The sequence below is a fragment of the Vibrio palustris genome (genome assembly GCF_024346995.1).
Lineage (GTDB): Bacteria > Pseudomonadota > Gammaproteobacteria > Enterobacterales > Vibrionaceae > Vibrio > Vibrio palustris.
The window spans coordinates 405,884-418,296 of sequence record NZ_AP024887.1; the positions used below are offsets into that span (position 1 = coordinate 405,884).

The following is a 12,413-nucleotide window of genomic DNA, read 5'->3' on the forward strand; positions in this document are numbered from 1 at the left end:
CTCATACTAAAAAGGCAGCGTTCACATAGGACGCTGCCTTTTCAAAACGTTTATGCCCCTTTTCGTGTTATCGCGAACACTCTGTGCGAATCGTTGCACTGAGTTTTGTCTTACTATTCCTAATAGGAATCTATCGAGCGGAAATGCTCATTGGTGCTAAAAATATCAGTAGTAGGTCAATTTCTTACAATTATTTCTCTTGTTGATTGGATATGTTGAAAAGTTAAGGCTTTGAGTTGAAGATGCTATCCAACCAACTATCGGAACTGTAAAAATGGCAGCTAAGAAAAGTAACATAATCGAATCAGCAAATTATCTTCACCATCAAGAGCTTGGTGGAATTGAAATGCTTGATGCTAGCTATCACAAGCAGTGCTTTTCTCGCCATAGTCATGAAGGATACACTTTCGGCATTATTGAAAAAGGAGCGCAAAAGTTCTTCAGAACAGGGGCTAATAACATAGCGCCTACTGGAAGTATTATTTTGATAAACGCTGATGATATCCACAACGGTGAGGCTAATACAGAAGAAGGCTGGGCATACAAAGCACTCTATCCTCTGCCTGAACAATTCGAACAAATCAGTCGGGAAATTGGTGGAAATAATACGCTTTCTCCATACTTTCCTGATGCTGTGATCCATGATGAAGAACTTGCAGCGCAGTTCCGTTTGGTCTATCAAGTTTTGATAGAGTCAGATAATAAACTGCTCAGAGAGTCCCTTCTCTACTCATTGCTTGTCAAACTGATGGCAAAGCATGGAAAAAGCAGAATTAATTTTGGCGTAGACAAGACGGCGAGTAAGCAAGTTACCATTGTAAAAGATTTTCTGGACGACCTTCCTGATGTGAATGTCTCTCTTAATGAGCTTGCGCAGTTAGTGTCATTAAACCCTTACTACCTTGTTCGTCTATTTAAAAAGGAGTTTGGATTACCTCCTCATGCTTATCAGATTCAGTCACGTCTACGTTACGCTACCAGGCTGATAAAAGAGGGTAACAAGTTAGCCGATGTAGCCATTCAATGTGGTTTTCATGATCAAAGCCATTTCATCAAGCACTTCAAAAAAGCCATGGGTGTTACACCTCGACTATACGCAAAGCACTTTCTATCGTAGTCAAAAACTTACTATCATTACCTTGTTCAATGCCATTTAATGCTATTACTCCATTCAATGTAAAAGGGTGATATATGAAAACGATTGGCTTACTAGGTGGTATGAGTTGGGAGTCCACGCTGAGCTATTACAAATCTATTAACGAAGGTGTAAAAGAGAAACTTGGAGGCTTGAATTCCGCCAAGATTTGCATGTATAGCGTAAATTTTGAGGAAATCGAAAAGCTCCAACATTCGGGTCATTGGGACGAGACGGCTAGGATACTATCTGATGCTGCTGTTTCTGTCGAAAAAGGTGGTGCTGATTTTATCCTAATTTGCACCAACACCATGCATAAAATAGCTCCTGAAATCGAAGCAAATATCAACATCCCGATTTTGCACATCGCGGATGCAACCGCAGAGAAACTGCTTGAAAGTGGTATTAAGAAGGTTGGACTTCTGGGCACTAATTTCACAATGGAGCAGGACTTTTATAAAGGACGACTGACGGAGAAGTTCGGTATTGAAGTCGTTGTGCCAGAGAAACATGACAGATTGAAGGTTCACGAGATTATTTATCAAGAGCTTTGCCGAGGCGAAATCAAGGATGACTCAAGAACTGTCTATACCCAAATCATCGATAAATTAAGAAATCAAGGTGCCGATGCAGTTATTCTTGGATGTACTGAAATTGCATTGCTTGTACAGCAGCAACATACAATTGTACCGCTGTTTGATACAACAGCCATTCATGCAGAAGCTGCTGTACGTTTAGCGACAAATAAAGATTAAACAATTGATTTATCTTTGGGTTTTTAACACTATGTATCTGATATAATTATGATTAATCATAATTCATTGACTATGCCTGTTCTCGTTGTATGGGCATTGATGTAATTAAAGCATCATAGGAGCAGAATCAGGTAAATTTAACTTACTTACCTTATTGCTTTGTTTCTTTCAAAATCGGCATCTCATGAAGTGGTGCCATTTTGCAATTTGCTATACAAAAAGTTATCCGAAAGCTAGAAAGTGTCTGTATTGGCTAAATCGAAAATGTCCAAAAGTGTGTCACAATAAGTATGCTATTTTAATACTCAGTTGTCGCTTGATTCAGGCTTGATAGTCGCAATTAATATGAACCTTTATTCCTTGCCGATAATGAGTATCGGCGGCCAATAAATTTTTAATCTTTGGCTGTAATCTTTTCAATGATCTTAATTTTTATCAATGTCTTATTAAGTATTTTTGATATTACACCTAAAGACGAAAAGCGAGGTTTGAACCCTTCGCTATAGATAAAGCTCCTGTAGAACGTACTTTCCAGCACGGCTTATAAAACGGCAAATATTGCTCTGTTTTTACTTTGATAGTCCTCATCTATTTATGTTAACGAGTATTGCCATCAGCGGGATGGGCTGTAAAAAGCATTAATAATAACTCTATTATCCAACGTAATTTGGGATCCTTTTCTTTGGTTTTGTGCCAATACAGTTTGATTTGATAATCAGGCAGGCTGATGGGGGATTGGCAATAGCTCAGGTGCAGTGTGGACGCTAACGTCTTGATATAAGATTGAGGCGCGGCCAGAAAGTAATCTGTTCCCGGTAAGGAATAGGGAGCACTGAGCACGCCCGGCAATGTCGTGGCGATGCGGCGTTTCTTATTGAGTTTGCCTAATGTCACATCCACAATCCCGCGTTGTTCACTCCATGGCGCGACAAGCACGTGCGAGTAATTTAAAAAATCAGCCAGTTGCAGTGATGATGAGCCTTGTAGAGCCGGATGGTTGTCATCCATGGCAATGCAATATTGCCCACTGAGTAACACCGCATTGCCAATATGGTTGGATTTTTCTTCCTCATGATCAAACCCCAGAGCCAGATCGATCTCGCCAGATTCCAGCTGTTGGGTCGGTATTTTCGGCTGTGTGTTTACAAAACGCACGGTAATGTTGGGAAAGTGTTGGGCCAGATACGTGGTCAATCGCGGCATGACACACCAAGTCGCGAAGTCATACCCTGAGAGCGTAAAATGATGCTCTCCCACGTCAGGGTCGAATGGCGTCGCGGTGGTTAATCCGCTGTAGAGCAATTGCAACGCAGGAATAACGGATTGCGCAAGTCGTTGTGCTTGGTCTGTGGCGACCATATTCCCGTTAACTCGAATGAAGAGCTCATCATTGAGGCGTTCTCGTAACCGGCTAAGGCTATGACTACACGCCGATTGGCTGATATGGAGTTTCTCGGCAGCCTGACGCACAGATTGAGTTTGATAGATGTGGTAAAAGACTTTCATCAAATTGAGATCGAGATGGTCAATATTCATTGTGAATACCATGCAGGTTATGAATGAAAACAATGCATTTAAAGCATAACAAGGAAGTTGCTACACTGCGATTAAATAAAATAGGAGTGTGACATCATGATGGTAAGAGTGGCGAATATCGCCGATGCGAGTACGATTTTACAGTTCATTAAAGAACTTGCGGAATACGAACATGAATTAGAGAGCGTAGAATCAACAGAAGCGACGATCATCGCCAGTTTATTTAGTGAGGGGTCGACAGCACATGCGCTCATTTGTGAGGTAGATAATCAGGCGGTTGGATTTGCCGTCTATTTTTATAACTATTCTACGTGGCTAGGTAAAAATGGGGTGTATCTGGAAGATCTGTATGTGACGCCCGCTTATCGTTCATTGGGCGTGGGTAGATTATTGATGAAAACATTGGCTCAACATGCGGTAGACAATGGGTGCGGACGTTTTGAGTGGTCAGTCTTGCATTGGAATCAGCCTGCCATCGATTTTTATCAACACATTGGTGCACAAGAGCAGTCAGAATGGCGGGTGTATCGCTTGTCTGGGGAAGCATTGGCCAAATTTGCGACCGCTTGATTGGCTTGATAGGTCACTCGCTTCGCAAGATTTAATCTATTGCGTGGGTATCGCCGCGCGCCTCTTTTTCAACTTGCTGATCTTTGATGATTTGGAGTAATGAGGATAGAAAAGCGCGATCAGTATACGCTTCATTATTCCAAGTTTTTGATTTTATTAGCGCTTTAGGGCCGAGGGCGAGCTTAAACATGGCCCTCTGGCATTGATTGATGCTGATATGCCAGTTGTGGCATGGTCGTCGTCATCGATTGGTCGAAAAGTGAGACAGAATACTCGCTCAGCGTGCCATATGAATCGCTTTCTTCGTTATTACTGGTAGTGATATTGAAACAATGGCTGAGCTGGGCATCGAGTGAGTGTCGTCAAGCAATACACCATTCTAAAAGACATAGGTCTGGTTGCGGCCTTTTTGTTTCGCGCAGTATAGGGCGTTATCGGCTTGCCTAATAATACTGTCGATTTTCTGATTGTCTTGTATCTCTTTTTGGTAGCAACTCACCCCAATACTGACCTTGAGTGTTTCTTTTCCTACCTTAATCATGTCAATAGCTTGGTGTAAGCGCTGACAAAACGCCTGAGCTTGATTGGTTGGTGTATTGTATAGAACAATGAGAAACTCTTCGCCTCCCCAGCGAGAAACAATGTCACAAGAGCGAGCGGTATTCTCTAATTTTTTCGCTAATTCTACTAAGACTCGGTCTCCTTCTTGATGGCCATAGGTATCATTGATTTTCTTAAAAAAATCGATATCCAATAAAACAAACGACAGCGCAATATCATTACGCTTGGTTTGTTCTATCATCTTATTGGCGCGATTAGAGGCTTCACGCCGATTCAATAGCCCTGTTAGATCATCGGTTGAAGACAGAATCGTTAACTCTTGTGTTTGCTGTTCAAGTTTGTTTTTTGTATCAATCAGCTCTTGATAGAGCTTATCTCGATTAATAGAACAAAATAGTGCCCAGCGAACCAGGTTATCTTCGTCGAGTGTCGCATTCACTGTGACAGGAATACGGTTTTTATCGGCTGTCACAAGCATAATTTGTATTTCAGAAATCACTCTATCCTGTATCAGCATAGGATACAGGTAGTTCTCTAAAAATATGATGCTGGCACGTGTGAATAGATAGCTAACCGGTTGACTTATTAATGCTTCCTCTGTGTAACCAAACTCTTTATCAAAGTACTCATTAGTATGAAGTATCGTCTGATCGTGAAGGCTAGTTATCATAAGCCCACAGGGGAAGAGGTCCGTTTTCATGACGTATGTGCCATGAAGTTTTGTATGCTGTTTAGTATCTTGAGTGGGTAAGTCATGTGCAAGCAATGTCCTTTGCCGTTGATAATATCTAGCTTAGCATCAGGTATCTGGCTCTGCATAAAATAGCCCACTTCGACAGGCACTAAAGCATCATGTTCACTTTGTATGATTAAGCAGGGTTGCTTAATATCCATTAATAAATGGCGATAGTCAGACAAAAACGTCGCTTTAGCAAACGGCTTGGAGTAGGTCGGATCGGTTGAGCAAAAGCTGGTTAGTAACTCTTGCACCAAAGTGTCACTGACTTCTTGTTCAGGCTCTTCCATCGTGTCCGTTACTCCCATGACAAGCGGAGCAAGATAGGTCCCCCAGCCGATATAGTTTTTATCCATCAGATTCAGCAGTTCTTCTAAATCACTTTGTTCAAAACCGCCTGAATAGTGTTGATCAATATTTAAAAAGCAGGGAGATGGACATACCATAACCAGCGCTTTGAAGAGGTCAGGACGCTGTATCGCTACGATGTGACCAATGGTCGCACTGACCGAATGGCCGACGTACAGCACTTGTGACAGTTCAAGTGCGTCACATATCTCAATAATGTCTAATGCGTAACCTTCTAAAGAGCGATAACGCTCTGCTTGATAAGTACTGACATCGGATGTGCCGCTGCCCACATAATCAAATAATACGATTGTATAATGTTCTTCTAAATAGGGCGTAATAAAGCGCCACATATTTTGATTACAGCCAAAACCATGGGCTAACAGAATAGTTTCTTCGCCTTTGCCAAATATTTGAATATTATTACGCAGCGTAATATCTGAGGGCGAAAGTAGGGAGGGGAGTAAGCTCATTTTGCGGTGGTTTCCTAGTAGAATCAAGTTACCATAAGGTGATGTTGTAGGCTTGTCAACAGTGTGTTGTTGTATATGATGTCATTGGGTAGTGAATGATTGGTATGCCATATTGCGCTAAGCAATATGGGTATTGGCGTTAATTGCCGCGTTGTGGAGGAAATACACCACATGGATAACAATAAGGACAATTAGGCATTGCCGTCTTCACCGTTTATGCGCTCACCGTGTTCGTGTAGTATCTTTATTCTATACGTTAGCGAGGTGAGTCATGACAAAATTTACAGAATATAAAGTAGTGCCGATTGTGGAAGGCGGATGCGGAACGATCTTATTAGGGGCGAGTGGTCTGCCGCTACAAAAGATGGAAGCTGAGCTCAATAGATACGCGCAAGACGGCTGGCAGGTTATCTTTCAAGTCGTTGAGAAAAAGCGCTTTATGCTGTTTTGGGTTCGCGAAGCGGTGATTGTGACACTAGGCCGTTAAGCATGTTAAAGCTCTTATCTTTGGCATTGATCCATCGCTATCAAGTGAGGGGTGGTTCAAAAAAGCTTCTCAATATTGACTGTAATTTTGAGCCAAGTTGCTCGGAATACACCAAACAATGCATTGCCAAATACGGGGCAATAAAAGGCTGGAAACTGGGGGTGGCAAGAATCAAACGCTGTAATCAACCTGACCTTGTTGAAAAAATACATGATGAGGTGCCCTAATGCGTTTATTAGAACCCATTGAGCAATTAGAAAGCAAGGAAGAACACTTGAGAAAGCAGGTGAATGCGTTGCCTGAGAATCAAAAAAGAGAATTCTATCACCGCCAGTCAAAACAACTGAAAGATCCCGATACCTACGCAGCCTTGAATTGGTTGTTCGTCGGTGGCTTTCACCACTGTTACTTAGGCAAATATGCATTGTTTGCGTTAGAAATTAGCCTACTAACCATCAGTATGGTTGGCTTCTTTCTCGGTCACTCAAGCGCGCTTGTTATCCTTGCCTTGCTTGTTATCTACGAATTACCACAATTGTTCTTCTCACAAAAGATAGCACGACAATACAATTACCAATTATCGTGTCGTATCTTTGAGGATGTCAGCAACCCTCATTAACCCTCACTTTATTATTTGCGACGTTAAGGCGGGGTGTTTTGGTGTGACTAAACGACATGCTTCGCGAGATTTAATCTATGGTGTGGGTATCGCCGCGTTCCTCTTTTTCAACTTGCTGATCTTTGATGATTTGGAGTAATGATGGAAGGAATGAGCGATTAGCATAGGATTCATTATCCCAAGCTTTTGATTTCATCAGTGCTTTGGGGCAATGAAAAAACAAGGTATCAACCTCGACCTTAATGACGACTTTGGGTTTAGTTTTGCCATCCAAGCAAAATTCACGTAGATCATCATCCGTATGAATTGATGCAGTGCCTTTCACACGTACAATATCTTCAACTCCCGGGACGATAAACAGCAAGCCTACATGGGGGTTATTCAGCAAATTGGTAAGCGTATCTAAACGGTTATTACCTGGGCTATCAGGAAAAGCGAGCGTTTTTTCATCCAGTACTTTGACGAACCCGGCTTCTCCGCCACGAGGGGAAATATCTAAGAATTCATCTTGAGTGTGAGTGCTCAGCATAAACAGCGTGCTGTGTTCAATAAAGGTTTTGGCATGCTGATCGATGTGCCTGACATCTTTCGCGACGACTAATGGCGCAGGCAGGTTATAGAGATTTCTTAATTGTGCCAATGTGGTGATGTGAGTCATTAGTATTTCCCTTTAGTTATCAGTTGTTAATTATATGTAAATGATAACTAATGTTATTTGATATTAGTTTGCATTATCATTGTATAAATCGTGATTAAGAGTCAAATACAATCTCACTAGAATACATTCCAGTCAGTAAATTCATCATGTTTTGAATCGTAGCGTTTACATTCACGCTATTCTCTGGCGCTTATTAGTGGCTTTTGTTGGTGGTTATAGATGGGGGGGCCGAATATGTCTAGGCCTACGGATTGCCGCAGCAAATGTGCGGAAAGCGGATCTACGAATAGGCATGTCGAACTGCGCGCCACATTCGTAGATGGCCAGTCTAGTTGGTGAGTAAGTGCAAGAACTGCATCAGTGCGGGGTTATCTGAGGTATTTTTATAAACAAAGCTAAGCGGTGATGTATTGGATAACACGTCTAGTGATATTGCCTGAATCATTGGCGATGGACGGGTAAAATGTCGCTCATTAACAATCGCAACACCGCTGCCTGTGGCCACTAAACCCAGCATGGTACTTTCCCCATGTGCCCATTCCACCACATTGGGTTCCCATCCGATGTTATGAAAGATTGCTTCTAGCCAATCATAATAATAAGGATCAACGCTGCGCGGCAAACGCACGGCGGGTAATTGGTTAAGCTCTTCTATCGTGATCGACGATGGTAAAACGGTGTCCCAACTGACCGGATAAGCCAACATGAGTTTATCTTGAGATATCGGTTGTACGGAGTATTCAGGGGGCAATTCCGCGTAGTGATAGAGAAAAGCGCCATCAATTTGATCAAGCTCTAAGCGTTTTTGGAGCACCATGGGGGTATCTGAATAGATTTCGAGTTCGACATCGCTGTGGAGCTGCCGAAATTGATGCATTGCCTGATTAATTTCTCCTTGCCATAACACGAAGTCAGGTGCGCCGAGTGTCAGTGAACCATATTCAGTATGGCTAAATTGACGCACCCGATCATTGGCATCATCAATCTGCCTGATAATGCCGCCTAACTGCTTTTGGTAGAATTTCCCAGTACGATTTAAGCGTAATCCTTTCGGTAACCTATCAAACAGTTGGAGGCCTAGTTCTTCTTCTAATTCCTTAATTTTTCTTGAAACCGCAGGCTGGGTGACATGAACTTTTTGCGCGGCTAATCGTAGGTTTTGCGTTTCAGCGACGGCTAAAAAATATTTAAGGTGGCGTAACTCCATACATGTATTTCTCTATTGGTATCGGTTGATAACGATATATCAATTCTATTGATATTAAATAATAAGTATTATCGTTCGCATTATCAAGATGGCAACTAACAATAACATGGATATGACAGGATTATAAAAATGGAAAATAGACAAAGTGGTCAACAGTCGCTTAGGGAAAGTCGTCGTGCTATTCAAATACTGTTGTGTTTTGTGCCTATTTTTTCTTATTCAGGTGCTATTTATGCACAAACGGAAGACAGCTCACAAACAGAGCAGGCGCATCGAGTGAATACGATTACGGTGTATGGTTTACCTGCTTCCTCTGATGCAGATACTACCGTTGCGCAAGAGATGTGGGTGGGAGGAAAGGTTGCCACCGATGTGTTAGACACACCCGCTTTAGTGTCGATCATTACCGAAAAAGAAGTAAACCAGAGAAACGCGACGACCACAGAAGAAGTATTGCAGTATTCACCAGGTTTGGTCACAGATTATTATGGTTCGGATGATCGTAATGATTACTTTAAGATTCGCGGTTTTCAGGCGACGACGTATCGAGATGGTATGACGCTAGGCTCGATGCGCGGAGTACGTGAAGATCCTTATGCCTACGAGCGTGTTGAAGTGATCCGTGGTGCTAACTCAACATTGTTTGGTCCTGCGGATCCGGGAGGATCGGTTAATTTTGTTAGTAAACGACCTAAGTTTGAACGCTTTGGCAATAGCTATGTGTCTTACGGTTCGTTTGATCATAAAGAAATGGGATTAGATTTTGGTGATACGTTAAATGACTCTGGTACAGTCGCTTATCGTTTGACGACGAAAGTGAAAGATAGCGATCTGCAATACGATCATTCCAAAGATAATTCTCAACTGATTATGGGAGGGCTGACGTGGCAGCCTTCAGTCAGCACTACAGCGACATTAGTGGTGGATTATTTAGGCCGTGATAGCACACCCAATAGTGGCGGCTATCCAATTGATCGCAAGTATGATCGGGATGACTTTTTTGGTGAGCCAAATTACAACAAGCATGACGTGGATAGAACCAATATTACCGCGCAGCTCTCTCATCATTTTGATAATGGCCTCTCCTTGAGTGGCAATATACGCTATAGCAAGTTAAGCGATGATTTTGGGTATGTGTATTTGACGGATTCGAAAAGCCGAACAGGCAGTGTGATACCGCGTGCTTACTTTGGTACTGACACGTCTTCAGAGCAATTTATCGGTAACACCATGTTGGAATATGCGACCAGTTTTGCGCGGCTCGATAGTAGCACCTTGGTGGGTTTGGAATACCGTGATTCATCGACACAAGATAGCTCGGTATATGGCGTGGCGAGCCGTATTGATCTTGAGAATCCAACATATCGTGGTAAGCCAACTCTGGGCGCGCCATACAGTAAAAATGATCAGGATGCGACGACCAAGTCAGTGTTCTTGCAGCAAAACTTATCACTGGACGATCGTTATATTGTGACGCTCGGCATTCGCCATGATTATATGAATCTTTCTAATCGCGACTTAACGGGCGTGAAGAAGAGCGATAATTTCTCGGAAACATCGCTACGTGGTGCGTTTACGATTAAAATTGATCAGGAGTGGTCAACTTATATTAGCCAAGTCGAGTCAGTGGCGCCGCCCACCATTGGCGTAAAACCAGAACGTGGCGAGCAGGTTGAATTAGGAGTGAAATACGCGCCGTTAGATATGAATGCGTTATTCTCTGCCGCTGTTTATGATCTGAAAAAAGACGACGTTAATATGTCGATTGTTCAAGATAACGGGACGATCAAGCAAGAAACCATTGGTGAGACGCGCGTTCGCGGATTGGATTTTGAGATGAAGGCAGAACTGACCGATGAGTTCAGCTTAATCGGTGGGTATTCCTATATGAAGTCTGAGGTGATCCGTGGGAGTACAAGTACAGGGAAAGTGCTTGATGATAACGAGTTTGTAACAGCACCAAATAATACGGCTTCACTGTGGGGCTACTATACCTTACCGAATAAAACCATGGATGTGGGGTTAGGTGCGCGCTATGTCGGAAGTTATTACTTTGATGCAGACAACACAGAGAAAAGTGATGCGACCACACTGTTTGATTTTGCGTTTGCTTATCGTATGTCTAAAGCGGTTAATCTGACCTTCAATGTACATAACTTAACGGATAAACAAGCCGTCGTTGGCTCTGGCACCGCTAACTATTACACGCCGAGTCGTTCGTTTAATGCCAGCTTGAATTATTCTTGGTAAAACGTTGGACTGATTTGTCTCTCAGATATCAGGTATATGATTCAGGTGGGAAAGCTGAGCCAAAGGATATTGGCTCAGCTTTTGCGTTCTTAGCTGTCAGATTCTTGCGATTCTTGATTACTTGAATAAATAAAGTAAAGCGCAATACCTAGACAGACAACTGCCGCAATCCGGTTAATAGAAAACGGTAATTCTTGGTTGTTAAGCCAACCAAAGTTATCAATTAACATACTCATTAACAGCTGGCCGAAAATCACAGCGACAGTAGAGACTGCGACGCCAATACGTTGCACTGCAAAGACCATGATTACTATATAAGGCACACCACACATGGCACCCAACAGTTGCCATTTAGGCATATCCATCAAGGTCAGATCGTGGCCTTTGTCAAAGTAAAAAATCAGTAACGCGGTAACCAGTGCCCCGATTGAAAAAGTAAGGAAAGCACAGCGGAATACACCGACTTTATTACCTAATTGACCGTTAACAGCCGCTTGAATACTTAATAATGCACCACCGATCACGGCGAGCATAATCATTAAAATCGTCATAACCTTTCCTTAATCGAGTGCGATGAGAAGTAATGCGGCAACAATAAATGCCAGTGCACATAAGCGCTTCTTACCCACTTTGCGCGCTGGTGTCCCGAGCAAGCCGTAATGGTCAATGATGACGCTTTTGAATATTTGACCCGCGAGAATACCGATCATGGTGACCGCAATACCAATGACGGGGGTCGCGATGGTTAAAATCACCACATAGCCCGCGCCTAAAATACCCCCGGTTAATTGCCAAGCAGGTTGCTCAAAAAAGGAAGGGCTATTACGTGGGCTGAAGAACAGCATAAGTAAAAACGTCAGTGCAGAACCGACACCGAAAATGCTAAATGTTGCCCATAAATGACCGACTTGTTCGCCTAACGGCCCAAGAATGCCCGCTTCAACGGACAAGCCCATGCCACCGGCAATCACAAGTAAAATTAATAGAAATTGCATATTATTCTAGGTTGATAAGTGAGGTGTGCATCATACGGTAGCGATTATTAAATAAAAACGTCATAATCCAATAATTACTTTTG

15 protein-coding genes are annotated in these 12,413 nt (G+C 42.6%); 7 read left to right on the forward strand and 8 right to left on the reverse strand.

Translation table 11 applies throughout. The annotated features are described in order from the left end of the window. The first annotated feature begins 274 nt into the window (after positions 1 to 274). Positions 275 to 1,117, forward strand: coding sequence for an AraC family transcriptional regulator (locus tag OCU30_RS01970; RefSeq protein ID WP_077315354.1), 843 nt, complete (start codon positions 275 to 277; stop codon positions 1,115 to 1,117). 74 nt (positions 1,118 to 1,191) lie between these two features. Next, entirely contained in the window at positions 1,192 to 1,890 is a 699-nt protein-coding gene (locus tag OCU30_RS01975) for an aspartate/glutamate racemase family protein (protein WP_077315355.1), read from the forward strand. A 597-nt stretch (positions 1,891 to 2,487) separates the two neighbouring features. Here the strand turns inward: OCU30_RS01975 and OCU30_RS01980 are convergent. Next, complete coding sequence (locus OCU30_RS01980; RefSeq protein ID WP_077315356.1) at positions 2,488 to 3,426, reverse strand: LysR family transcriptional regulator; 939 nt, start codon at positions 3,424 to 3,426, stop codon at positions 2,488 to 2,490. 96 nt (positions 3,427 to 3,522) lie between these two features. On the opposite strand from OCU30_RS01980, the gene OCU30_RS01985 reads away from it, so the two are divergent. Further along, positions 3,523 to 3,996 carry a GNAT family N-acetyltransferase gene (locus OCU30_RS01985; protein ID WP_077315357.1) on the forward strand — a complete coding sequence of 158 codons (474 nt, stop codon included), beginning with the start codon at positions 3,523 to 3,525 and terminating at the stop codon, positions 3,994 to 3,996. A 31-nt stretch (positions 3,997 to 4,027) separates the two neighbouring features. Here the strand turns inward: OCU30_RS01985 and OCU30_RS01990 are convergent, their stop codons facing one another. From OCU30_RS01990 to OCU30_RS02000, 3 genes are all read right to left on the reverse strand, one after another. Then, complete coding sequence (locus OCU30_RS01990) at positions 4,028 to 4,186, reverse strand: hypothetical protein (protein ID WP_159439152.1); 159 nt, start codon at positions 4,184 to 4,186, stop codon at positions 4,028 to 4,030. A 189-nt stretch (positions 4,187 to 4,375) separates the two neighbouring features. Beyond that, positions 4,376 to 5,227: a sensor domain-containing diguanylate cyclase gene (locus OCU30_RS01995; RefSeq protein WP_159439153.1), complete on the reverse strand. Its 852-nt coding sequence runs from the start codon at positions 5,225 to 5,227 to the stop codon at positions 4,376 to 4,378. A 26-nt stretch (positions 5,228 to 5,253) separates the two neighbouring features. Then, entirely contained in the window at positions 5,254 to 6,114 is an 861-nt protein-coding gene (locus OCU30_RS02000; RefSeq protein ID WP_077315359.1) for an alpha/beta fold hydrolase, read from the reverse strand. 271 nt (positions 6,115 to 6,385) lie between these two features. Here OCU30_RS02000 and OCU30_RS02005 point away from each other — a divergent pair, with 271 nt between their 5' ends. From OCU30_RS02005 to OCU30_RS02015, 3 genes are read left to right on the forward strand one after another with little or no spacing between them, the layout of a single operon-like run. Continuing rightward, the gene (locus tag OCU30_RS02005) at positions 6,386 to 6,601 is read left to right on the forward strand and encodes a DUF4177 domain-containing protein (protein ID WP_077315360.1); all 216 of its coding nucleotides are present in this window, start codon (positions 6,386 to 6,388) and stop codon (positions 6,599 to 6,601) included. Positions 6,602 to 6,603: 2 nt separating this feature from the next. Next, entirely contained in the window at positions 6,604 to 6,828 is a 225-nt protein-coding gene (gene yidD, locus OCU30_RS02010; protein ID WP_077315361.1) for a membrane protein insertion efficiency factor YidD, read from the forward strand. After that, positions 6,828 to 7,220, forward strand: coding sequence for a hypothetical protein (locus tag OCU30_RS02015; RefSeq protein WP_077315362.1), 393 nt, complete (start codon positions 6,828 to 6,830; stop codon positions 7,218 to 7,220). Before yidD ends, OCU30_RS02015 begins: the two co-directional genes overlap by 1 nt. A 70-nt stretch (positions 7,221 to 7,290) precedes the next feature. Here the strand turns inward: OCU30_RS02015 and OCU30_RS02020 are convergent, their stop codons facing one another. Then, on the reverse strand, positions 7,291 to 7,878 hold the full coding sequence (locus OCU30_RS02020) for an MSMEG_1061 family FMN-dependent PPOX-type flavoprotein (RefSeq protein ID WP_077315363.1): 588 nt from the start codon (positions 7,876 to 7,878) through the stop codon (positions 7,291 to 7,293). Positions 7,879 to 8,206: 328 nt separating this feature from the next. Then, the gene (locus OCU30_RS02025) at positions 8,207 to 9,085 is read right to left on the reverse strand and encodes a LysR family transcriptional regulator (RefSeq protein ID WP_077315364.1); all 879 of its coding nucleotides are present in this window, start codon (positions 9,083 to 9,085) and stop codon (positions 8,207 to 8,209) included. 129 nt (positions 9,086 to 9,214) lie between these two features. On the opposite strand from OCU30_RS02025, the gene OCU30_RS02030 reads away from it, so the two are divergent. Beyond that, a complete protein-coding gene (locus OCU30_RS02030) occupies positions 9,215 to 11,335 on the forward strand; it encodes a TonB-dependent siderophore receptor (RefSeq protein ID WP_077315365.1) in 2,121 nt (706 codons plus the stop codon). Between the two features lie 89 nt (positions 11,336 to 11,424). Here the strand turns inward: OCU30_RS02030 and OCU30_RS02035 are convergent, their stop codons facing one another. Together OCU30_RS02035 and OCU30_RS02040 are read right to left on the reverse strand one after the other, a co-directional pair. Next, positions 11,425 to 11,886, reverse strand: a complete 462-nt coding sequence (locus OCU30_RS02035; protein ID WP_077315366.1) for a DMT family transporter — start codon at positions 11,884 to 11,886, stop codon at positions 11,425 to 11,427. A 9-nt stretch (positions 11,887 to 11,895) separates the two neighbouring features. Beyond that, the gene (locus tag OCU30_RS02040; RefSeq protein WP_077315367.1) at positions 11,896 to 12,330 is read right to left on the reverse strand and encodes a DMT family transporter; all 435 of its coding nucleotides are present in this window, start codon (positions 12,328 to 12,330) and stop codon (positions 11,896 to 11,898) included. Positions 12,331 to 12,413: the final 83 nt, after the last annotated feature.